At 62.9% G+C, this 21133-nt stretch carries 22 protein-coding genes and 1 pseudogene; 13 read left to right on the top strand and 10 right to left on the bottom strand.

What is annotated here, in order from left to right:
• Positions 1-3: 3 nt before the first annotated feature.
• From ACR2TX_RS00700 to zwf, 3 genes and pseudogenes are all read left to right on the top strand, one after another.
• Positions 4-516: an NADH-quinone oxidoreductase subunit NuoB gene (locus ACR2TX_RS00700; protein WP_086132867.1), complete on the top strand. Its 513-nt coding sequence runs from the start codon at positions 4-6 to the stop codon at positions 514-516.
• Between the two features lie 24 nt (positions 517-540).
• The gene (locus tag ACR2TX_RS00695) at positions 541-1272 is read left to right on the top strand and encodes a DUF2490 domain-containing protein (RefSeq protein ID WP_086132868.1); all 732 of its coding nucleotides are present in this window, start codon (positions 541-543) and stop codon (positions 1270-1272) included.
• Between the two features lie 24 nt (positions 1273-1296).
• Positions 1297-2300, top strand: a pseudogene (gene zwf / locus ACR2TX_RS00690) (glucose-6-phosphate dehydrogenase); the annotation flags it as partial.
• Positions 2301-2472: 172 nt separating this feature from the next.
• Here the strand turns inward: zwf and ACR2TX_RS00685 are convergent.
• Together ACR2TX_RS00685 and ACR2TX_RS00680 are read right to left on the bottom strand one after the other, a co-directional pair.
• Positions 2473-2898: a hypothetical protein gene (locus ACR2TX_RS00685; RefSeq protein ID WP_168183688.1), complete on the bottom strand. Its 426-nt coding sequence runs from the start codon at positions 2896-2898 to the stop codon at positions 2473-2475.
• A gap of 72 nt (positions 2899-2970) precedes the next feature.
• Positions 2971-3699, bottom strand: a complete 729-nt coding sequence (locus tag ACR2TX_RS00680) for an IS701 family transposase (RefSeq protein ID WP_434129677.1) — start codon at positions 3697-3699, stop codon at positions 2971-2973.
• A 2-nt stretch (positions 3700-3701) separates the two neighbouring features.
• On the opposite strand from ACR2TX_RS00680, the gene tnpA (ACR2TX_RS00675) reads away from it, so the two are divergent.
• The 3 genes from tnpA (ACR2TX_RS00675) to tnpC are packed head-to-tail and all read left to right on the top strand — an operon-like array spanning position 3702 to position 5982.
• The gene (gene tnpA, locus ACR2TX_RS00675; protein WP_434129675.1) at positions 3702-4100 is read left to right on the top strand and encodes an IS66-like element accessory protein TnpA; all 399 of its coding nucleotides are present in this window, start codon (positions 3702-3704) and stop codon (positions 4098-4100) included.
• A complete protein-coding gene (gene tnpB, locus ACR2TX_RS00670; protein WP_077732713.1) occupies positions 4097-4441 on the top strand; it encodes an IS66 family insertion sequence element accessory protein TnpB in 345 nt (114 codons plus the stop codon). Before tnpA (ACR2TX_RS00675) ends, tnpB begins: the two co-directional genes overlap by 4 nt.
• A 23-nt stretch (positions 4442-4464) precedes the next feature.
• A complete protein-coding gene (gene tnpC, locus ACR2TX_RS00665) occupies positions 4465-5982 on the top strand; it encodes an IS66 family transposase (protein WP_434129673.1) in 1518 nt (505 codons plus the stop codon).
• On the opposite strand, the gene ACR2TX_RS00660 is transcribed toward tnpC, so the two are convergent.
• From ACR2TX_RS00660 to ACR2TX_RS00645, 4 genes are all read right to left on the bottom strand, one after another.
• Positions 5926-7494, bottom strand: coding sequence for a transposase (locus ACR2TX_RS00660; protein ID WP_434129671.1), 1569 nt, complete (start codon positions 7492-7494; stop codon positions 5926-5928). The two genes, tnpC and ACR2TX_RS00660, sit on opposite strands and share 57 nt — an antisense overlap.
• Positions 7495-7583: 89 nt before the next feature.
• A complete protein-coding gene (locus ACR2TX_RS00655; RefSeq protein WP_434129669.1) occupies positions 7584-8036 on the bottom strand; it encodes a DUF2243 domain-containing protein in 453 nt (150 codons plus the stop codon).
• Between the two features lie 306 nt (positions 8037-8342).
• Positions 8343-9656 (bottom strand): IS1380 family transposase, encoded by a 1314-nt coding sequence (locus ACR2TX_RS00650; RefSeq protein ID WP_434129668.1) that lies wholly within the window; start codon positions 9654-9656, stop codon positions 8343-8345.
• 164 nt (positions 9657-9820) lie between these two features.
• A complete protein-coding gene (locus ACR2TX_RS00645) occupies positions 9821-10531 on the bottom strand; it encodes an ISAs1 family transposase (RefSeq protein WP_434129666.1) in 711 nt (236 codons plus the stop codon).
• A 96-nt stretch (positions 10532-10627) separates the two neighbouring features.
• Between ACR2TX_RS00645 and ACR2TX_RS00640 the strand changes: the two genes are divergently transcribed.
• Entirely contained in the window at positions 10628-11578 is a 951-nt protein-coding gene (locus tag ACR2TX_RS00640) for an IS1595 family transposase (protein WP_086134595.1), read from the top strand.
• Here the strand turns inward: ACR2TX_RS00640 and ACR2TX_RS00635 are convergent, their stop codons facing one another.
• The gene (locus tag ACR2TX_RS00635) at positions 11579-11950 is read right to left on the bottom strand and encodes an ISAs1 family transposase (protein ID WP_434129664.1); all 372 of its coding nucleotides are present in this window, start codon (positions 11948-11950) and stop codon (positions 11579-11581) included.
• Positions 11951-12186: 236 nt separating this feature from the next.
• On the opposite strand from ACR2TX_RS00635, the gene tnpA (ACR2TX_RS00630) reads away from it, so the two are divergent.
• The 5 genes from tnpA (ACR2TX_RS00630) to ACR2TX_RS00610 all read left to right on the top strand — a co-directional run bounded on the left by tnpA (ACR2TX_RS00630) (position 12187) and on the right by ACR2TX_RS00610 (position 17535).
• Entirely contained in the window at positions 12187-12618 is a 432-nt protein-coding gene (gene tnpA / locus ACR2TX_RS00630) for an IS200/IS605 family transposase (RefSeq protein WP_434129663.1), read from the top strand.
• Between the two features lie 369 nt (positions 12619-12987).
• Positions 12988-14925 carry an acetate--CoA ligase gene (acs, locus tag ACR2TX_RS00625; RefSeq protein ID WP_434129661.1) on the top strand — a complete coding sequence of 646 codons (1938 nt, stop codon included), beginning with the start codon at positions 12988-12990 and terminating at the stop codon, positions 14923-14925.
• A 17-nt stretch (positions 14926-14942) separates the two neighbouring features.
• Positions 14943-15518, top strand: a complete 576-nt coding sequence (locus tag ACR2TX_RS00620; protein ID WP_086132967.1) for a TetR/AcrR family transcriptional regulator — start codon at positions 14943-14945, stop codon at positions 15516-15518.
• 67 nt (positions 15519-15585) lie between these two features.
• Positions 15586-17106, top strand: a complete 1521-nt coding sequence (adh, locus tag ACR2TX_RS00615) for an aldehyde dehydrogenase (protein ID WP_086132966.1) — start codon at positions 15586-15588, stop codon at positions 17104-17106.
• Between the two features lie 54 nt (positions 17107-17160).
• A complete protein-coding gene (locus tag ACR2TX_RS00610) occupies positions 17161-17535 on the top strand; it encodes a DUF779 domain-containing protein (protein ID WP_205780947.1) in 375 nt (124 codons plus the stop codon).
• A 349-nt stretch (positions 17536-17884) separates the two neighbouring features.
• On the opposite strand, the gene ACR2TX_RS00605 is transcribed toward ACR2TX_RS00610, so the two are convergent.
• The 3 genes from ACR2TX_RS00605 to ACR2TX_RS00595 are packed head-to-tail and all read right to left on the bottom strand — an operon-like array spanning position 17885 to position 19267.
• The gene (locus tag ACR2TX_RS00605) at positions 17885-18121 is read right to left on the bottom strand and encodes a WGR domain-containing protein (RefSeq protein WP_086132964.1); all 237 of its coding nucleotides are present in this window, start codon (positions 18119-18121) and stop codon (positions 17885-17887) included.
• Positions 18118-19020 (bottom strand): hypothetical protein, encoded by a 903-nt coding sequence (locus tag ACR2TX_RS00600; RefSeq protein WP_086132963.1) that lies wholly within the window; start codon positions 19018-19020, stop codon positions 18118-18120. Before ACR2TX_RS00600 ends, ACR2TX_RS00605 begins: the two co-directional genes overlap by 4 nt.
• Positions 19010-19267, bottom strand: coding sequence for a hypothetical protein (locus tag ACR2TX_RS00595; protein WP_210024135.1), 258 nt, complete (start codon positions 19265-19267; stop codon positions 19010-19012). The genes ACR2TX_RS00600 and ACR2TX_RS00595 overlap by 11 nt, the downstream gene beginning before the upstream one ends.
• Positions 19268-19405: 138 nt before the next feature.
• Between ACR2TX_RS00595 and ACR2TX_RS00590 the strand changes: the two genes are divergently transcribed.
• Positions 19406-21073 carry a tyrosine-type recombinase/integrase gene (locus ACR2TX_RS00590; RefSeq protein ID WP_086132961.1) on the top strand — a complete coding sequence of 556 codons (1668 nt, stop codon included), beginning with the start codon at positions 19406-19408 and terminating at the stop codon, positions 21071-21073.
• Positions 21074-21133 lie beyond the last annotated feature (60 nt).

Here is a 21133-nt window from a genome sequence, read left to right as displayed (position 1 = left end):
GCTGTGCTACGAATCTTTGAAAAAATCTACCGCGTCGGCGTCGTCACCGAGCCGGCCAAGGCCTACACCGATCCCGAGCTGGAGGCCATCGGAGCCGAACTGAAGACGGCCATCGACCGGCGCTTCAGCGGCAGCCTCGGCATTCGTATGGTGGACGCCGGTTCCTGCAACGGTTGCGAACTCGAGATCCATGCCTTGAACAACGCCTTTTACGATCTCGAGCGCTTTGGCGTTCACTTCGTCGCGTCGCCGCGACATGCCGACATCCTGCTGGTGACGGGGCCGGTCTCGCGGCATATGCAGCATGCTCTGCTGACGGTGTACGAGGCTGCTCCCGATCCCAAGTGGGTGGTGGCAGTAGGGACTTGCGCCGCGGACGGCGGCGAGTTCGGAGAGTCCTACGCCAGCTGCGGACCGGTCGGCAACGTGGTGCCGGTGGATGCGGTGATTCGCGGCTGCCCGCCGGCGCCGAAAGACCTGTTGGGCGGGCTGCTGAGCCTGTTGGCCGCCCGGTAATCACCACGCCAGAGCATTGAAACCATGAGAGCGAAAAAACATCGAAATATCCCGCTAGTCACGATTCTCGGTTTTTTCGCCGCCCTGGCCGCGACGCCATCGAACGGGCATGCGGACGAGTTGACCGAGGATGCCGGCAGCTGGATTCAAGTCGTCGGAGAAGGCAGCCTGAAGTTCCTGGACTCTAGCCTGGAGAAGGGGCGAATCTGGCTGGAGGGGCAATCCCGCTTCGACGACGATTGGGGGCATTGGTATCAAGGCATGGCCCGCGCCGCGCTCGGCTACTCGCTCAGCGACCGTGCCACCGTCTGGGCCGGATATACCTGGTTGCCTACCCAAAATCTCGGCAAACCCTATATCTCACAGCAGGATATCTGGCCGGCATTCCGTTATGTCTGGCCCACCGATATCGGCACATTTACCTTCCGAACCATGGTGGAAAGCAATTTTCTCAGAGGTGACCAGGTGCGGGTGAGACCGCGGCAGATGATTCGTTTCCAGCATCCTCTGGAGCTAGAGCCGCGGCTGAGCCTGATCGCCTGGGACGAGGTCTTCGTGCGGCTTAACGACACGAAGTGGGGCGGTGAGGCGGGCTTCGACCAGAACCGCATATTCGCCGGACTGGGCTGGACGTTCAACCCGAACTTCCGTGCCGAATTGGGTTATCTGAACCAGTACATCGACGACAACAAACATCAGAACGAGACCATGCATCACTTGATCGCGGGGTCTCTATATATCAATTTTCCTGAGTAAGTATCCCCCGGCGGCGACCTCAAGGATTCGGCGTTGTACCGGCGGCTGCGTACGCTGGTGCAGGCCCGTGAACAGGAGTGGAAGGAGTCTTGCCAGCAGGTCTATTACATGGCAACGCCGCCGTTTCTGTTCGCCGATATTGCCTGCAACCTGGGACGGGCACAATTGCACAAGGACCGGGAGCGGGCGCGCATCGTGGTGGAGAAGCCTTTAGGACGGGACCTGGCCTCCTATCAGGCGATCAATCGGGCGCTGACCGAGTACTTTCACGAGAATCAGATCTACCGGATTGACCATTTTCTGGGCAAGGAAACGGTGCAGAACATTCTTGCCCTGCGCTTCGCCAATCCCATCTTCGAGCCGATCTGGGATCGGCGTTACGTGGATCACGTGGCGATCACCGTGGCAGAGACTCTAGGAGTGGAGCACCGCGGCAGCTACTACGACCACGCGGAACCTTGCGGGACATGGTGCAGAATCATCTCACGCAGCTGCTCTGTCTGGTGGCCATGGAACCACCGGCGGTGTACGACGCCGACGATATCCGCAACCGCAAGATGGACGTGATGCATGCTCTCCGCCCCATTTCACCGGAGGAGGTCGCGCAACGCGCGGTGCGGGGGCAGTATGGCGCCGGGTGGATCAAGGGCTGCCGGGTGCCCGCCTATCGGGAAGAGCCGGGCGTCGCCCCGGATTCCGACACCGAGACCTATGCCGCCCTCAAGCTCCATGTGGACAATTGGCGCTGGCAGGACGTACCGTTTTATCTCCGCACCGGTAAGCGCATGGCGGCGGATGTCTCGGAGATTTCCATCCGCTTCAGGCCGGTTCCGCACCGTGCCTTCCCGACCTCCGGCAGCGAGGATGCAAACCCGGTCGCCTTGGTGCTGCGCATCCAGCCCGAGGAAGCCATCGTCCTGCACTTTTTCGTCAAGGAGCCGGGTTCCCGCGCACGTCTCAGGCGGGTGCGGATGGATTTCAATTATCTGGACGCCTTCAAGGTCGCGACGCCCACCGCCTACGTGTAGCGGACTGATTTCATAAATCGCCGGGACTGCAATCAGCGCCATCTCAGGACCGGATTAGTTGCAACTATCCGGAGCGCCGGGACCAAATTATCTGCCACTGGGCCTGCAATCATCGCCGCAGGACTGCAATCATCCGGCCCAGGACCACATTAGTTGCAACTGACCGAGCCGCTCAGATCGGCAGTCCAGCCAGGCGCATCCGGTCCCGCAGTTCACTGGCGCGGATCGGGTCGAGCTGGTTGGCGAACAGGGCTTTGATCTCCGCCGGCTTCGCATCGAAGTTCTGAACCAGCTCTTTCACGCCGTAGCCTTGCCGGGTCAGCGTGGATTCCAGGTCTTCCAGGTGCCGCGCCAGCAGGGCTTCGACCAGCTCGGCACTGACCGGTGATTCACCGGACTGGTAGGCGGTCTCGAAGGCTTGGGTCAGATGCCATTCGATCTGCAACGGCGTCCGCAGACGGCTGGCCAGAAGGTCCACGACTTCGGGACTAGTACTACAGTCGCAGTTATGGTGGACGACCACGACAGCGGCGTCGGTAATGGCACTGCCTGGCGCGCCACTGATGACGGCGCCGCCAGAGTGACCAGGCCAGCACATGCGCCGCCTCGGGACGCCGGGTCCAGAGCACCTGGACCAGCAAGCGGCGGACTTCCGGGGCAGTAAAAGGGATCAAGCCGGCCTCAGTGCCCCTTTTTTCGCTTGGGTGCTCATAGCCACCAAGAACGCCTGGGCCAGCAGCGCCAAGGTGATATGCCGATGCCAGGCGTCCCACGTCCGCCCCTCATACTCGTCCAACCCACAGTCCTGCTTGGCCCTCTCGAAGCCCACTTCAATGGTCCACCGTCGCCCGGCGACCTGAATCAGGGTCTCCAGTGTCGTGCCCTCCCGCGGGGCAAACGCTACGTAATACGCCAGCTTGCTCGGATCCTCAAGACTCCGGCGCACCACCAGCCAATGGCCCCAGGCCCGCTCCTCAGCGGTCGGTTGCCACCGCCACAAAGGCTGCCACGCCCAGTCGTACTCCCGTGGCCCCTTGGCACCGTCTCCGGCCGAGTGCCGCTGCCACGCCGAAGCGGGTAGTTCGGCGGCGAGTTCCTGCGCCGGCCGATACACCGGACCATCACGCCACAACGGCACGTTACAGGCCACCCCCAGCACAAACGGCTGGCGCCGTTGCTCCAGCCAAAACCGCAGCCGCCGATCGCCCCCATACACCTCATCACCGGTCACCCAGCGGCACGGCACACCGGCGTCCAACGCGCGTTCGATCATCTCCAACGCTAACCCAGGCTTGGTGGTAAGCGTCCGCCGAGGACCGTCTCGACGGATTGAAAGGCTCAGGCGACACTGGTGCGAGCGGATGCACGGGGTGTCCGCACACTCTTGAGGTGGACGCACTGATGACTCACGATGCTGACTTCACAACGGGCGTGGTGGCGATGGATACCTTGGGCGGGCGGCGGTTTGCGCCTGAGTTCAAGCGCGAACGGGTGGAGCGGACCCTACAGCCGGGCGCCTCGGTCGCGGGGATTGCGCTGGCGCATCGGATCAACGCCAATCAACTGTTCAAATGGCGCCGACACTACCTTAAGGACCGGAACGCCCCGGCCGGTCCGCCGGGGCCGACCTTATTACCGGTGGCGATGACGCCCGCATTGGCCGCGCCGGCGCGTGAAGCCACGGTATCCGCTCCGCCGGGCACCATCACCATCGAACTCGGGGGTACGCGGGTTCAGGTGAAAGGTTCCGTCGATGCGGCGACCTTGCGCACCGTCCTCGCGAGTCTCAAGGGCCCATGATCGCGCCTCCGTCCGGCACCCGCATCTGGATCGCTGCCGGGGTGACCGATCTGCGCCGCGGCTTCGATGGCTTGGCCGCCCTGGTCCAGACCCAGCTCCAAGCCGAGCCCTTCTCCGGACACATTTTTGCCTTTCGCGGGCGACGCGGCGACCGGATCAAACTACTCTGGTGGGACGGCGATGGGCTCTGCCTGTTCGCCAAGCGGCTGGAGCGGGGCCGCTTCGTCTGGCCGCAGGCGACGGGCGGCACGGTATCCCTCACCCCCGCCCAGTTGTCGATGCTGCTGGAAGGCATCGACTGGCGCCGCCCGATCCGCACCGCGCCTTCTCACGCCGCCTGACGGAGGGCGGGTATCATCGGGGCATGACCAACCCCGACGTGCTTCCCGATGAGATTCCCGCCCTCAAGACGCTGATTGAAGCCCAGCGCGTCGAAATCGCCCACCTGAAACTCCTCGTCGCCAAGCTCCGCCGCCAGCAGTTCGGGCGCCGCTCCGAAAAAATGGCCGGGCTCCTCGATCAATTGGAACTTCAGCTGGAGGAACTCGAAACGGGCGATGCGGAACTCGCGGCGATCGTCGAACCGCGCGCAGCCGAGCGCCGGGTAAGAACGCCCCGGTCACTGCCCGATCATCTGCCCCGCGAAACTCAGGTCCATGCCCCCGGCTTGGCCGAGTGCCCCGACTGTGGCGGTCCCTTGAAGCCCTTGGGCGAGGAGGTCGCCGAAATCCTGGAGTACGTCCCGGCCCGCTTCCGGGTGATCCGCCACGTCCGCCCCAAGTGTGCCTGCGCCCGCTGCGACCGCATCGTCCAGGCGTCGGCGCCGAGCCGGCCCATCGCCCAAGGCTTGGCGGGTCCGGGGCTCCTGGCCCATGTACTCGTCTCGAAATACGGCGATCATCTGCCGCTGTACCGCCAGTCGGTCATTTACGCCCGCGAAGGCGTGGACCTGTCCCGCTCCACCTTGACCGATTGGGTCGGCGACGCCGCGGGCCTCCTTCGGCCTTTGGTCGCGGCAATCCGCCGGCATGTGCTCGCCGGCGACAAACTCCATGCCGACGACACCCCGGTCCCGGTGCTCGCGCCCGGTCAGGGGCGCACGAAGACCGGTCGGCTGTGGACCTATGTCCGGGACGACCGCCCGGCCGGTGATCTCACGCCGCCCGCGGTGTGGTTCGCCTACGCGCCGGATCGCCAAGGCCAGCATCCCAGGACGCATCTCAAGGACTTCGAAGGCGCCCTGCAGGCGGATGGCTACGCCGGGTTCAACGGGTTGTACGACACCGGTCGCGTGCAGGAAGTGGCCTGTTGGGCGCATGTCCGGCGCAAGTTCTACGGGCTCCACAAGGCCCACAGGAGTCCCTTGGCGGCCGAGGCGCTCCAGCGTATCGGTGCGCTCTATACGATCGAAGCCGAGATCCGGGGCCAGCCGCCGGAGGCCCGTGCCGCAGCGCGGCAAGCCCGCGCGGGTCCGCTCCTCGCGGCGCTTCAGACCTGGCTGCACACCACGCTGACACAGGTCTCGAAAAAGTCGGCCCTGGCCGAGGCGATCCGCTATGCCCTGACCCGCTGGCCGGCGCTGACCCGCTATCGCGATGACGGTCGTCTGGAGATCGACAACAATGCCGCGGAACGCGCGTTGCGGGTGGTGGCGCTCGGCCGGAAGAACTATCTGTTCGCCGGCTCCGACGCCGGCGGCCAGCGAGCGGCGGCGATCTACACCCTGATCGGCACGGCCAAGCTCAACGGCCTCGATCCGGAGGCGTACCTCCGGACCGTGCTGGCCCGCATCGCCGAGCATCCGGTCAATCGGATCGACGAGTTCCTACCCTGGAACCTCGCCGATCAGGTGACGGAACTGACCCAGCCCATCGCGGCTTGACGCCGTCAACACGGTAAGGCTCGGACGCTTACCTTCAATCCCCGCTCGCCAGCGATAGACCTCGCGAAAGGTGGGTGTTTTCTCACGCAACCGCAGCGCTCGCAATCGAAGCCGACTGGGCAGGTACTGAATCCGGTGGTGGTGACGAGAGCGGCTGGACGGGGTATTGACCAGACAACGGGGCTTCAACGGGCAGGCATCGCAGGTGCTTGCTGAAAAGACCGCCTGCAACCGAGTACGGCTGGAACTCACGCTCTGTGGGGCGTGGCCTCCCGGACATTGGACGATGAGGCCGGCGTCATCCAGATCGAACTGTTCAAGGTTCAATTTCCCCCGCAAACTACCTTTGGCCTTTTGGACCGGGGCCACCAACTCGATGCCGCGGGCTTGCGTCCGATCCAGATTGTCGATATTGCCGTAGTGCGTATCGGCGAGCACCCGTTCGGGTGCAACACCCCGTTGGGCGACGTCATCCAGCGCCGGCTGCAACGCATACTGATCATGTCGCGTCAACTTGTGGACGTCGATGTGGGTGATCAGGTCAGGCCCGCTCGCCGGCCGCTCGGCCGCGTCTTCCGCGCCGGCGTCGACCTGATAGGTCTCCATGACTTGGAGGCCATAGCCCTGCCCGTATCGGGTGTTGAAGCTGGCATCCGGATCGGCGGGGTTCTGCACGCCATCCGAGGGAATCAGATCGGGGGCTTTGACCTCGAGTTTTGCGGGGGCTCCGTTACTGGCGGGGCTCATCGTAAACTGCTCCAGAAGCACCCGGTGCATGATTTGATAGCTCGGCAACGCCTTGGCTTCCGTCGAGGCGAATAACGCCACCAAGTGCCCGAGGTCCTGGCCAGCCTGTTCCAAACTGACCCGAGCTTCACTCGGTGTAATCCGGAATGACCAACCGTGGGCTTTCATTTCCAAATATCTTTCCCGCTGGTCGGTGCCAATCCAGGTCCGATATTGCGGATAGTGCCGCACCAGTTCACGAATAAATTTACCCAGCGCTTCCGTGACAATCCCAAGGCGTGTCAGAGTGCGCATGCAGGACCGAATGGCAGTTGAATCCAGACGCTGCTGACGCGTGTCCACGGCGAAGGCTTGAATCAACTCATCGGTCAGGCTGCGGAACATGTGGCGGTCCAGGCCGGATTCGATGACCCATCGCCGATAGTTGCGCAGCGTGCGCTCGCAAAGATAGGCGTCCGTTTCCGCTCGGATATTTAAGGCATGGTGCCACAACTGATTGAAGGCATAAGCCTCGACCGTAGCGGCATCGCTAAGATCGTGCAGTTGTTGCAGAATGAGTGCCCCTAGTACGGCATGTAAATCCTTGCTGGGTCGCCCCTGAGTCGCCGAAAAATTTGAAGCGAGTTCTGCAACGGGCAGGTGTTTGAGCAAGTGGTCGCGAAAGACACCCGCCCATGAGCGCTCCAGCGCCTGCCGTTTGGGTTTACTAAAGTGATCACTGATCTCGAACAAATCGGCGGTGACGTGATCTCTGATGGTCAACATCGGTGAACCATTCCCGAAAAAACGAAGCGTCTATTTTACCGGTTATCGCCACCTCCGGGACTTTTTGCCGGCCCGTCAAAATTTGACAATTACTCTCGCGAGCGACGGGAGAGTACAAATCCGATCACCAGTAGAAGGATACCAAAACCATTCCAGGCCAAATCATAGGGCAAGAGGTTGTCGACGTAGCGAATCTGGTGGAGTCCAAGCAACTTATGGTCGACGATCCCATCGAATAATTGGAAGCCACCCAAACCGAAAAAAAAACCTGCCCAAGCATGGGTTAGGTCGAGCACTTGCCGGGCACGCAGATCGGCAAACATAAAGAATCCGAGCACAAAAAGGATCAGTTCTGCCGAATGCAATAGACCATCGGAGAACAACCCAAATGCCGGAGTAGACCAGTCGAAAAAATGGTGCCAAGCCAAAATCTGATGAAACACGATTTCGTCTATCGCAGCCATCATGCCAACACCGAGCAGTATCGTGGCAATCATTGAGCGCCGCGCGTCTAAAGTGAGCATAGATCCGGAAGTGGCCACAGCTTGTCTCCTAAGAACATATCTTACGACTCAGCATTTACGTGCCAGTTCATGGAGAATACGGCGAACATATGGGATTGCGCCGTCAGACATCGACAGTTTGACCCATGCGCCGAAGCGGCCACAAAGGTGCTAGCCTGAATATTTCATCAGGACCTCAGTGAAGGTAGGAGGCCGGTCGCGTTCTGGGTTCGGGACCAGAAAAAGGCGTGTTGAGTGCTCGTTTGGGGTGAAAGTCTGAATTTCAGGCAAACGTCCCCCTTACCCCCAGAGAATCAACGTGCCGGGGAACCCACTCGGCCCGGCTCAGCCGGGGGCAAAGCGCTCGGCGATGTGCCAGAACAGCGCCTGCCAGGGGTAAGCATTCGGCAACAGGAAGCGAATGCGACGGGTATTTCGAAGGATCACGCCACCGATTTTGAGGAGCTTGCCCCTGAGAGTGGAACACTGCGCCCGAGCGAGTTCGGTACCGGCGAGGCCGAGGCGACGAAGGGCTTCCAACAAGAGGTAGCCGAGCGCGGCGAGCAGCAGCCGGAATTGGTTGGCCCACCAGACGTGACAACTGGTGCGGTCCGCGAACAAGCCGAGTTGCTGTTCCTTGATCCGGTTTTCCATGTCGCCCCGCGCACAATAGACGTCTTCGTACAGCGCTTGGGAGTCGCCCGCCAGGTTGGTGACCCGGAACCTTGGATTTTCGCCTTGGGGTCCATGCTCGGCTTTGAGGATCACCTGGCGGGGGTGTTTCCAGGTGCCGGCGGTATAGGCAAACTCACCGAAGACCCGCTGTTTTTCCGAGGTGGCGGCAAATTGGGTTTGCGCTGCCTGGCGCCAAGGCGCCGCAAGCTTCAAAAGGCGGTTGTTCTTGGCCAGGCCCACGAGATAACCGACGCCGTGGCGTTCGCACCAGGCCAGAATCCGCCGTCGGCAGAAGCCCGAATCGGCCCGGAAGATGATTTTCACCTCGGGCCAGACGGCACGCAGCCGTTGCACCAGAGCTTTCAGGATCGCCCCGGCGTGCTTGGCCGCGTCGATCTTCGAGGGCCTGAGATAGCTGACCAACAACTGATCGCCGCAAAAGACGTAAAGCGGCAGGAAGCAATAGTGGTCATAGTAGCCATGGAAGAACCGGCCTTCCTGATGCCCATGGACCGGATCATCGGTCGCGTCGAAATCCAGGATGAGCTGATCCGGCGGCGTCGGAAATGAAGCGATGAACTGCTCGACAAACACCTCATGGATCGCCAGGGCCGCCGCCCGATCCATCCGGTTTTCCAAGCGGCACAAGGTGGGGCTGGAGGCACCGGGCGACAGCCGTTCACAGGCCGTCTGCAACGCCAGGTCATGGCGCCAGGTGTCGTGATCGTTGAGGTCTTCATAGCCTTGGCACAGGCCATAAACCCGCTGTCGCAGCAGGTGGAGCACGGCGTGGGCACACCGGCTGGGATCACGCGGGTCCTTCAAGCGTTGGGCCACGCTGTCCAGCAAACCCAGCTTGCGATCGACCTGCCGCAACAGCAGCACTCCGGCATCGCTGGTCACAGCGCCCCCGTCGAAGGCCACATCGATGCGGCGGCGTGCCACGGGCGCAAACAGCTCGATTTGTCCGGTACAATGTGTCACGGCGGAATCTCCTCACAAATTCGATGTCAGCAGTTGAATTTTAAGGGCTTTTCGATTCCGCCACCCCTCCTTTCATGAAATATCCAGGCTAGTGAGATTTCGGATCGCGAGCAGGGCTAACGCATGAAAGTAGCCGTGAGGATCTGCCCCATGTAGCCATCGTCCTAGGCGGCTCGTTTACGCTTGGCCCGCAGGCTGGCCTTCGTGGATCGGTCGCGACCGACCAGATTCAGGGCGATCTTGCGGAGGAGCGCAAAATTGCGGACGGCGGTGGGGTCGCGAAGACGACTGTCATCCTCCCGAAAAGTCACATCTAGCACCCAGTGGAGATTGTTTTCGATCGACCAATGGCGGCGAATGGCTTGGGCCAGCACCGGTGCGTCCGCGGCGGAACTGGACAGAAAGTAGCGAATCTCGGCTTCCACCTTGCTCTGACCATTCACGCTACGGATCGATTCGATCGCCAAGACGGTACGCAGGCTCGGCCACTCCGCCAAGGCCGAAAGCGTGGCGGCTTCGGGACTGACAAATACGCGCCGGCGCACAAGCCGGCCATGCGTCTCGTCAAAGCGATCGACAACGGGGCGGAGGGCGGCCCCGCGTTGGAAGCAGAGACTGTCGAAATGGCTTTGTACCGCCGTATAAGCGTGGCTATGGTTAGCCTTCAGTACCAAGAGGTAATCCGCCTGACGGTCGAGAATGCGTTGGGCGATCGCCTTTTGACAGCCCATGGCATCAAGCGTGACCAGAGTGTGTTCCAGGGCCAAGGCGTCGAGTAATTCAGGAATGGCGGTAATCTCGTTGGATTTGTCGTCCACCCGGCGTTGCCCCAGCACGAGCCCTTGCCCACTCGCCCAAGCGCTGACTAAATGCAAAGGGGTTCCTGATTAGCGACGAAGTTCAGTACAGGCTCACATAGTGAGCCGCTAGGGTCCTTAGACTATGGGCATCTATCACGAAGGGGGTGTCCCATGCCTATGAACCGGGTGCAATTTCAAAAGGGTTTGTCGTTGGCCGAGTTTCTGACGCAATACGGCAGTGAAGCGCAGTGCGAAGCGGCACTGGAGGCCCTGCGCTGGCCGGACGGTTTCCGCTGTCCGGTCTGCGGCGGCGCGCGCCACACGGTGTTCGAACGGACCGGGCGGAAATACTGGCAATGCGGACACTGCCGGAGCCAAACGACGCTGATCGCCGGGACGATCTTCCAAGCGACCAAGCTGCCGCTGACCACCTGGTTTCTGGCCATGTATCTCCTGACCCAGGCCAAGAACAATGTCTCGGCACTGGAACTGATGCGCCATCTCGGGGTGTGTTATCGCACGGCATGGCTGGTGAAGCACAAGTTGATCCAGGTGATGGCGGAACGGGAAACGGATCGGCAGCTGGCCGGGCGGGTCGAGATCGACGATGCCTACCTGGGCGGTGAGCGGCCGGGGAAACCGGGGCGTGGCTCCGAAAACAAGTTGGCCTTTGTGATGGCGGTACAAACCACGGACGACGGGCGTCCGTTGTTCCTGCGCGTCGATCCCCTGCCGTTCACGCAGCAGGCTATCGCGGTCTGGGCCAAACGCGCCTTGGCCCCGTCGACCTACGCACTCACCGATGGCCTGAGCGGGTTTCGGAGGCTGCACCAGGTCGTCGCTTGCCATCATCGCCTGATCCTGGGCTCTGGGCGGCAGTCGGCGCAACATCCGGAGTTCCATTGGGTAAATACGCTGTTGAGCAACCTGAAGACAGCCATTTCCGGCACCTATCACGCGTTCAAATTCGAGAAATACGCCCAGCGGTACCTGGCCGAGTTCCAATACCGCTTCAATCGGCGTTTCAATCTCAAAACCCTGCTTCAACGGCTGGCGCGCGCCGCGGCGTTCGCTAAGCCTCGACCCGAGTGGCAAATTCGCTTGGCTGAAGTTCATCGCTAATCAGGAAGGGGTTTGCTCGCGTCCCCGGTCGAACGAGCGCCGGATCGTCTTGCCATCGATCGCCACGACCTCGTGCTCGCCCAGGGGAGTAATGCCTTGCGCCCAGGCGGTGAAGCAGGCTTCGAACGCGCCGGGATCGATCAGCATGAACACCCGCCGGAACGTGTCATGCGAGGGGATACCATTCGGTAAAGTCAGAAACCGGCGCAACCAGTCCTGCTTGCTGCGCCCATAGAGCGCGATGTCCTCCCAACTCTCCGCGCAGGCAATAACGACGCAGACCGCGATCACGAGAATGTCGATCAACCGAAGTTCGACTTTGCCCGGGCGGGGATCGTCGAGTGTGGACAAATGCTCGAGGAGCTTTTCCATCAAGGCCGGGGACCTCTTTATCGAGAAAGAGGCCAGCCTACCTCAAGAGCTGAACTTGGGCCCCCTTAATTTCATGCGTTAGCCCTGGGATCGCGAGCGCCTGAATCAGCAGCTAACCAAATCGGGAGTTCCCCCGGCTCTGCCGGGGAGGCAGTAGCCGTTTGACATTTGCGGGGGTCCATCGGGGAGACTCCGCGTTGTGAGCCGCCAAAGCACACGACTTAGAGAGGAACCCGATGGACGAGTATGAAAGCCTAAGCCACTCGAAGTGGGAGTGTAAATATCACGTGGTGTTTATCCCAAAGTGTCGCCGTCGAACGCTGTACCAACAGCTCCGAAAGTATTTGGGAGAGGTATTCCGAACACTGGCTGCGCAGAGGGAGAGCCGAATCGAAGAGGGGCACTTGATGCCCGATCACGTGCATATGTTGATCGCAATTCCGCCGAAGTATGCCGTGTTGCAGGTGATTGGATTCATCAAGGGGAAGAGCGCGATCCATCTAGCCCGGGTATACGGTGAGCGGAAGAGGAATTTCGTGGGGCAGCACTTTTGGGCGCGAGGTTATTTCGTATCAACAGTGGGGCGAGACGAGGCGTTGATTCGAGAGTACATCCGCAACCAGGAGCTGGAGGATAGGCGCATGGATCAACTGAGCCTATGGCGCTGACTTGCCACCACGCTGGTGGCCCAAAAAGGTCGGGGCCGCGTTAGCGACCCCGTTTAGCCGCTTTGAGCGGCTCACGAACTAAAGCCCCCGGCTCTGCCGGGGGATACTTACTTTACGAAAAACGGCCCTTTAAGGTGAAACACTCGATCATTCAAAAGCCTATCTGCTTGGATCGAGTTGGTCTAGCGTGCTTTATTTTCCATTTTCTGAGACGACCCCTTAGGGCGCAAGGCCCTTTACCAGCACCAGTCTCGCCGGCTGTTCTTGACCAATCGGTTAAAAACCATTAAGCTGGGCGCTGACGGTGTTTTCAGCCGCACGATCCGCTCAGTGACCGCATTCACACGCTCGACAAGTACCCCGATCCGCATGTCAGAACACCACCTCTACCCAGTCAAGCCGGAAATCGCATGCACTTCGCACATCACGGCCGACCGCTATCAAAGGCTGTATCAGCACTCGATCCGCGATCCGGAAGGGTTCTGGGCGGAACAGGCCGGGCTGTTTCTGGACTGGGAGCGGCCCTGGCAGCAGGTGATGCAATGCGATTTTCACCGGGGCCACATCGCTTGGTTCTCCGGCGGCCGGCTCAATGTCAGCGTCAATTGCCTGGACCGGCACCTCGACACGCGCAGCGAGCAAGTGGCGATCCTCTGGGAGGGCGACGATCCCGCTTGCGACCGCAAGATCACCTATCGCGACTTGCATCGCGAGGTGTGCAAATTCGCCAACGTCCTGAAATCGCTGGGCGTCAAGAAAGGCGACCGGGTGTGCATTTATCTGCCGATGATCCCCGAGGCGGCGGTGGCGATGCTGGCTTGTACCCGTATCGGCGCGGTGCATGCGGTCGTCTTCGGGGGGTTTTCCGCCGATGCCCTGCGCGATCGGATCATCGATGCCGACTGCCGTTTCCTGGTCTGCGCCGACGAAAGTTATCGCGGCGGCAAGCTCGTCCCGGCCAAGCGGAACGCCGACAAAGCCGCGGCCCAGTGTCCCAACCTGCAACAAGTCATCGTCATCAGGCATACCGGCCACGCCGTTCCCTGGACGGAAGGCCGGGATGTGGATTACCACCGCGCGATGCAAGAGGCCTCCGAGGACTGTCCCCCGGAATGGATGGATGCGGAAGATCCGTTATTCATTCTTTATACCTCCGGCTCCACCGGCAAACCCAAGGGCATCTTGCACACCACCGGCGGCTATCTGTTGTACGCCGCGATGACCCACAAATACGTATTCGATTGCCACGACGGCGACATTTACTGGTGCACCGCGGATATCGGCTGGATCACCGGCCATTCCTACGTGGTGTACGGCCCCCTGTGCAACGGCGCCACGACCTTGATGTTCGAGGGCGTCCCCACCTACCCGGCCGCCGACCGTTTTTGGCAAGTGGTCGACAAGCATCGGGTCACGATCTTTTATACCGCGCCCACCGCGATTCGGGCGCTGATGGCGCAAGGCGACGCGTTCGTGGCGCGCGCCGACCGCCGTTCACTGCGCATCCTGGGCAGCGTCGGCGAACCCATCAATCCGGAAGTCTGGGAGTGGTATCACCGCGTCGTCGGCGATGGCCGCTGCCCGATCGTCGATACCTGGTGGCAAACCGAAACCGGCGGCATCCTGATCGCCCCGCTGCCGGGCGCGACCGTGTTGAAGCCGGGCTCGGCCGCCTTGCCGTTCTTCGGCATCAAGCCGGCGATTGTCGACCCTGAGGGTGGTTTGCTGGACGGCGAGGCCGAAGGCCTTTTGGTGTTGACGCAGAGTTGGCCGGGTCAGGCGCGCACGGTGTACGCCGACCATGAGCGTTTCGTCGATACCTATTTCAGGGCGTTCCCCGGGCTTTACGTCACCGGCGACGGTGCCCGTCGCGACCGCGACGGCTATTACTGGATCACCGGGCGCATCGACGACGTCATCAATGTGTCGGGGCACCGGCTCGGCACCGCGGAAATCGAAAGCGCGCTGGTCTTGCACCCGGATGTGGCCGAAGCCGCCGTGGTCGGCTATCCGCACCCGATCAAGGGCCAGGGCATCTATGCCTACGTGACCCTGAACGTCGGCGTCGAACCCAGCGAGGCGTTGAAACAAGAATTGAAAGAATTGGTCAAGGAAAACATCAGCGCCATCGCCCTGCCCGACGTCATCCAATGGGCGCCCGGCCTGCCCAAGACCCGCTCCGGCAAAATCCTGCGGCGTATCCTGCGCCAAATCGCCGCCGCCGACGGCCGCGATCTCGGCGACACCTCGACGCTGGCCGACCCGTCCGTGGTGGACGATCTGTTGGCGCAGCGCGCGCGGGCATAAACCCTGGCGTCCCCACAATGCCAAGGCCCAAGACCTACGATCAGGATACGGCGCTCGATCGGGCCGTCGAGCTGTTCTGGCGCAAAGGCTACGAAGCGACCTCGATCCAGGACTTGTTGGATGCCATGGGCATTCAGCGGGGCAGCCTGTATGCGGCCTTCGGCAGCAAAGAGGGCCTGTTCCTGGCGGTCCTGGATCGCTATGGCGAGGTGATGGTCGGCAAGCTCTTGGCTCTCCTGGAAAGCCGCCCTTCGCCCAAGGCGTCCATCCGGGCGTTTTTCGACGCCGTGGTCGAGCAAAGCGTCTCCGGCGGCCCCTTGCGCGGCTGTCTGGTGACCAACTCGGCGGTGGAAAAGGGCCTGGAAGAAAATGCCGTCCGCGACAAGGTCGCGCGGCTCTTGGAGGGCCTGGAGGCGGGCTTTCGCGAAACGTTGCGGCGCGCCCGGGAGGCCGGCGAAATCGGGGGCGATCCCGCCGCCACGGCCCGCTTCCTGTGCGGCACGCTGCAGGGCCTGCTGGTGATCGGCAAGATCCGCCCCGAGCGTCCGCTGTTGGAGGACATCGTCCAGACCGCCCTGAGTGTTCTGGATTGAAGTTTTAGGGAAGCGTTTTGTCTTTTCATTGACCGACCGTTCATCTATCTGACGAGGAGAACCACCGATGCGCTACGCCGACCCCAATCAACCCGACAGCAAGGTCCAGTTCAAATCCCGCTACGGCAACTACATCGGCGGCGACTGGGTGGCGCCTGTCAAGGGGCTTTATTTCGAGAATGTCACGCCGGTCACGGGCCGCCCCTTCTGTGAAATTCCGCGTTCCGCCGCCGAGGACATCGAAAAGGCCCTGGACGCCGCCCATGCCGCGAAAGACGCCTGGGGCCGCACGGCGCCGGCCGCCCGCGCCGACCTCCTGCTGAAAATCGCCGAGCGCATGGAAGCCAACCTGGAAAGGCTGGCGGTGGCGGAAACCTGGGACAACGGCAAGCCCATCCGGGAAACCCTGGCCGCCGACATCCCGCTGGCCATCGACCATTTCCGCTACTTCGCCGCCTGCATCCGCGCCCAGGAAGGCGGCTTGAGCGAGCTGGACGAAGACACCGTCGCCTACCATTTCCACGAGCCCTTGGGCGTGGTCGGGCAGATCATCCCGTGGAATTTCCCGATTCTGATGGCCGCCTGGAAACTCGCCCCGGCGCTCGCGGCGGGCAATTGCGTGGTGTTGAAGCCGGCGGAGCAGACCCCGGCCAGCATCCTGCTCCTGATGGAACTGATCGGAGACCTCTTGCCGCCCGGTGTGCTCAACGTGGTCAACGGCTTCGGCGTCGAGGCCGGCAAGCCCTTGGCGCAAAACCGGCGCATCGCCAAGATCGCCTTCACCGGCGAGACCACCACCGGCCGCCTCATCATGCAGTACGCTTCGGAAAACCTGATTCCGGTGACGCTGGAACTGGGCGGCAAATCGCCCAACATCTTCTTCGGGGACGTTTTGGCCCGGGACGACGAGTTCGCCGACAAGGCACTGGAAGGCTTCGCCCTATTCGCCCTGAACCAGGGCGAGGTGTGCACCTGCCCGTCGCGGGCCTTGGTTCAGGCGTCGATCTACGACGACTTCATGGCCCGCGCCCTAGAACGGGTCATGCGCATGCGGCGCGGTCATCCCCTGGATACCGACACCATGGTCGGCGCCCAGGCCTCCAACGACCAGCTGGAAAAAATCCTCGCCTACATCGACATCGGCCGACAGGAAGGCGCGAAGCTGCTCGCCGGCGGCAAACGTCTGGAGTTGGAAGGCGATCTGGCCGGCGGTTATTACGTGGAGCCGACCATTTTCGAAGGCCACAACCGGATGCGGATTTTCCAGGAAGAAATCTTCGGACCCGTGGTCTCGGTCACGACATTCAAGGACCAGGCGGAGGCCTTGGCGATCGCCAACGACACGCTGTACGGGCTCGGCGCGGGCGTGTGGAGCCGCGACCTCAACACCGCCTATCGGATGGGCCGCGGCATCCAGGCCGGGCGGGTGTGGACCAATTGCTATCACCTCTATCCGGCCCATGCCGCTTTCGGCGGCTACAAGCAATCGGGGATCGGCCGCGAAACCCACAAGATGATGCTCGACCATTACCAGCAGACCAAGAACCTGCTGGTGAGTTACAGCCCCAAGGCGCTGGGTTTCTTCTGAAGGATGAGCACCCCCGTCGCGGGCTTCCCCGCAACGGGGGCGGGAGGCCACGGTATGATGACCATCACGCGCGTATCCTGTACATCCGCCGCCGCCGAATTGATCGCAAAGCTGCGCCAAATCCACGGGTGCGACTTGGTGTTTCACCAATCGGGCGGCTGCTGCGACGGCAGCGCGCCCATGTGTTACCCGCAAGGCGAGTTCAAGATCGGGCCGTCTGACGTTTTTCTCGGCGAGATCGAGGGCTGCCCGTTTTACATGGGGGCGGCGCAATTCGAATATTGGCGGCACACCCATCTCGTCATCGACGCGGTGCCGGGCCGGGGCGCCGGGTTCTCGCTGGAAGCCCCGGAAGGCATGCGCTTTCTCACCCGCTCGAGGCTGCTGACCGAGGAGGAGGACGCAATTCCGGGAAACGCGCAGGACTGAGCCAAGAGGGGACCGCCCCTTGAACACTTTGGACGCAACGGCGCGAGCGGTCTTCGGCGGCGGCGATTGCCTATTCGTTGCCGCGCCACTTAGCGTACCATCTTTTCCGAATTCTGTGACGCTCCCTATGAGTAAGCGCCTTGGCGACATTCAGTCGGGTCAATATGACCCGGCGCTCGCTCGCGGGTTGCACCTGAGCGCCTTGGTGCCGGACGCTCTTGATCATGAGCCGATTGAATCTCGTACCGATACAGACAACGCGTAGCCGATCGAAAAAGCGCGGCCAGCCTGACGGAAATGGAGCCCCAGTGTTTTCAGTCATATCGCGCACAAGGCGAACAATCCGACCTTACCCGCCAACCGCAGGGTATCCCCGCCGCGGTTTCTGTCGATTCAGTTTGACGGCGGCCTGTGTTGCCCGCTCCACAGTCTCGAACCACTCCTCTCGCACCATTCCCGGCGAGCCGATTCGTCCCCACTCGCGGATCATCGACCAGTCGCCGAACAGGGTGGGTGTGACGGTGATTCGGTAGAAGCGGGCCATGTTGCGCTCGGGATCGATCCCGTTGAGATAGCTCGAGGTCATCGACGTCTCCCAAATCGTTCGGGGCGACTACTCCGGCCCGGCGCCCACGGCTTCGATGGCTGTTTCGATTCGTCCTGAGCGAGCCGGACGGCCCACTCGCGCTGGAGGGCGGCGAGGGTATCGGCTTGGCGGCGCAGCAAATCCCGTAACTGCGCGGCGGTCTGGGCCTCGACTTCCAGTTCCGCGATCCGGCGCCGCAGGCGTTCGATCCGGTCCTCGGCCGCCCGCTGGGCGGCGTCGCGCTCCTCCGCAATCCGTTGCAGATGCCAGGCATGGTCGGCCTCGAAGCGTCGCTCCAGGGTTTCGAGCGTCTTCGCGGCGGCCGCTTCGCGTTCGGCGAGCGTAGCGGTTTGCGTTGCGCGCTGGGCCTCGGCGGCGGCGAGGGCCTCGCGGAGGCCGCGCTCGCAGTCCCGCAGCGTCGCAAGTGCCTGATCCCGTTGCGCCAACTGGCCGAGCAGGTCTGTCCGCGCCTGTTCGGCCGCGCTCCGGTAGGCGTCCCATTCCCGGCGGATCCGGTCCACCTCGGTCCGGGCCGCGTCGGTTTCGGCGCGCAGCACCGTTCGCTCCCGTTCCAGATCTTCCCGCAGCGTCTCGAACTCCCGCCGCGCCTCCTCCTGCGCCATCCGGACCACTCCGGTGAGAGCCTGATCCAGCCGCGCATCGCGCGCCGGCTGAGCGGTGCGGGCGGCCGCCATACGCTCTTCGACCAGCCGCTCGAAATCCACATCGACCTTCCAGTCCTTGATCGCGCGCGAGATCACGACATTGTGCTGAATGCCGATCCGCTGGCCGATCAGAGCGACAGTGGGCTTCAGATGCTCCTTGAACCACAACTCCCCGCAGGCGGCGTAGGCGGCGTTGTAGGTGGCGATGGCGTCGCGTTTGCGGTCAGCGGCCATTGGCGCGGCCGGGGAAGGGCACGACGGTTCGTTCGAACGGGGCGCCCCCTTGGCTGATTACGACCTCGATTCGGCCGGATGCTAGGGGACGCCACCGGATGGCATAGCCGTGAAAACGTTGGACCCGGGGCGTCGGGGCGCGACGGGCGCCGAGCACGGCGTCGTGGACGAGGGCGCGCAGCATGGCGCAGGCGGCGGGGTCCCGATCGAAGGGCAGGGTCATGGGCAATCTCCGATAGACAGACACGGCTACTTATAACATAACATCATATCTAATACATAGAATATTATGAATGTAGTATGATGAAAATCATGAAAACTATTCTTTTCATAATTGACACGAAAGCGCTAGGATAAGCCCAGTCTGACGTCTAAAACCGCTGCCATGCCCCTGAATTCCACCGAAACCGCCCTCCTGCGCGGCTGGATCGAGCGCCTGCCGTATCCGGTTCTGGCCCAGCAGTACCTCGACACCGACGACGCCCTCGCCGCTCGCCAGCAGATCCGAACGCTGCGCCAGCGCCTCGCCGTCAAGGCCCAGCGCCTCGGCCGTCCCGAACTCGCCCCGCTGTTCGCGGACGAGCCGCCGATAGCCGGGCTGACCGCCTGGCAGAAAAAGGCCCACGTCGCCGTGGCTTGGGCGGCGTCGCGGCCGGAGCCGGTGCCGCAGCCCACCGATCCGGTCGACGCCTGGTTCGCCCCGCGCATCGCTCAGGCCCTCGTCGCGGCGGGACTCGCCCGCCTTGGGGACCTCCAGGCCGCCAGGACTGCCCACGGGCCGCGCTGGTGGCGGCGCTATCCCGGCGTCGGTCCCGCCATCGCCCGTACGGCCGAGGCTTGTCTTAAGACAATGCCGGGCGGGCTCCCGGCCGTGGCTGCGAGACCGCCGAACGAGGCGCGCCATCCGGGCCTCAAAACCCTCTACATCGGTCACGAAGCCTTGGATGGGCGCCAGGGCGCCAATCGGGAACATCAACGGCGCTGCCGGATCGTGGCCGACACGGATCTCGAGGCGGTTGAATCCTGGCTCTCGCTCTACGCCGACCGGCCCGGCACCCGACGCCAGTACCGGCGCGAGGTGGAACGGTTCCTGGTGTACTGCCTCCGCGAGCGCGGCAAGGCGCTGTCCGATGCCGACACCACCGATTGCGCGGCCTATCTCGGGTTTCTGCGTGAACCCCACCCCGACTGGCTCGGCCCCTACGGCGCGACCCGGGGCAGCGCCGCCTGGCGCCCGTTCCGCCGCGCCCTCTCGCCTGCCAGCCAGCGGCTCGCCCGGTCGGTGCTGGCGGCCTGCTTCGACTGGTTGGTGCGCCAAGCCTATCTCGAAGCCAATCCGTTCGATGGCCTGCCGCGATCCAGGCTCATGGTCGAGCGGCCGAATCGGGTCCTGACGCGAGCCGATTTCCGCTGGCTCTTGGCCTACGGTGAGGACGCCGCGCGACAGGCAAGCAGTGACGAAGACGCCCGCCGCTTGCGGCGCCTGGTCTTCGTCCTGACCCTCGCTTATGAAACTGGCCTGAGGCTCAGCGAGCTGGTACAGGCGACGACGGCGGACCTCGTCCGGGAGACGGTAGGGGAGGGCGATTACTGGTGGCTGCGGGTGACCGGAAAAGGGGGCAAGATACGCGAGGTGCCGGTCTCCGAGGCGCTCTTGGCCGCAATCGACGCGGAGCTGCGGGCGCGCGGTGAGAAGCCGGTGGGGGCGGGCAGTCGGCCGGTGCCGCTGGTCGGCCGGCTCCGGGGCAATGGAAAGGCGTTGACCGCCTCGGGGCTCTACCGCGCGCTGGTGGGCTTCGTCCGGGCGGCGGCCCGGGCGCGCGCTACCACAGACCCCGCCAGCGCCGCCCGCCTCGAACGCGCCACGACCCACTGGCTGCGCCATAGCTATGCCACCCACGCGCTGGAGGCCGGCGTGCCGCTGGAGGCGGTGCGGGAAAATCTCGGCCATGCCAGCCTGGCGACGACCTCGCGCTACGTGTCGGCCGAACGCGCGCGGCGCCACCGGGAAACCGTGTCGCGGCACCGCGCTACCCCGGAATCCCCGGAGTGAAAGACGCTTTCGGTTCAACCTGATCGATGAGACTATCCTGGGACCGGCCGGGCCAGCCAT

The organism is Methylocaldum sp. GT1BB, from assembly GCF_051027545.1.
Taxonomy (GTDB): domain Bacteria; phylum Pseudomonadota; class Gammaproteobacteria; order Methylococcales; family Methylococcaceae; genus Methylocaldum.
This window is presented reverse-complemented; position numbering and strand designations above follow the sequence as displayed.

Excerpts from the sequence above, each read along its gene's own strand:
- ACR2TX_RS00685 (WP_168183688.1), bottom strand. The coding sequence starts at position 2,898 with ATGTGCTGGCCTGGTCACTCTGGCGGCGCCGTCATCAGTGGCGCGCCA.
- ACR2TX_RS00600 (WP_086132963.1), bottom strand. The coding sequence starts at position 19,020 with ATGGCCGCTGACCGCAAACGCGACGCCATCGCCACCTACAACGCCGCC.
- ACR2TX_RS00620 (WP_086132967.1), top strand. The coding sequence starts at position 14,943 with ATGCCAAGGCCCAAGACCTACGATCAGGATACGGCGCTCGATCGGGCC.
- acs (WP_434129661.1), top strand. The coding sequence starts at position 12,988 with ATGTCAGAACACCACCTCTACCCAGTCAAGCCGGAAATCGCATGCACT.
- ACR2TX_RS00695 (WP_086132868.1), top strand. The coding sequence starts at position 541 with ATGAGAGCGAAAAAACATCGAAATATCCCGCTAGTCACGATTCTCGGT.
- tnpA (WP_434129663.1), top strand. The coding sequence starts at position 12,187 with ATGGACGAGTATGAAAGCCTAAGCCACTCGAAGTGGGAGTGTAAATAT.
- adh (WP_086132966.1), top strand. The coding sequence starts at position 15,586 with ATGCGCTACGCCGACCCCAATCAACCCGACAGCAAGGTCCAGTTCAAA.
- ACR2TX_RS00605 (WP_086132964.1), bottom strand. The coding sequence starts at position 18,121 with ATGACCTCGAGCTATCTCAACGGGATCGATCCCGAGCGCAACATGGCC.
- tnpA (WP_434129675.1), top strand. The coding sequence starts at position 3,702 with ATGACTCACGATGCTGACTTCACAACGGGCGTGGTGGCGATGGATACC.
- ACR2TX_RS00640 (WP_086134595.1), top strand. The coding sequence starts at position 10,628 with ATGCCTATGAACCGGGTGCAATTTCAAAAGGGTTTGTCGTTGGCCGAG.
- tnpB (WP_077732713.1), top strand. The coding sequence starts at position 4,097 with ATGATCGCGCCTCCGTCCGGCACCCGCATCTGGATCGCTGCCGGGGTG.
- ACR2TX_RS00590 (WP_086132961.1), top strand. The coding sequence starts at position 19,406 with ATGCCCCTGAATTCCACCGAAACCGCCCTCCTGCGCGGCTGGATCGAG.
- tnpC (WP_434129673.1), top strand. The coding sequence starts at position 4,465 with ATGACCAACCCCGACGTGCTTCCCGATGAGATTCCCGCCCTCAAGACG.
- ACR2TX_RS00610 (WP_205780947.1), top strand. The coding sequence starts at position 17,161 with ATGATGACCATCACGCGCGTATCCTGTACATCCGCCGCCGCCGAATTG.
- ACR2TX_RS00635 (WP_434129664.1), bottom strand. The coding sequence starts at position 11,950 with ATGGAAAAGCTCCTCGAGCATTTGTCCACACTCGACGATCCCCGCCCG.
- ACR2TX_RS00660 (WP_434129671.1), bottom strand. The coding sequence starts at position 7,494 with ATGTTGACCATCAGAGATCACGTCACCGCCGATTTGTTCGAGATCAGT.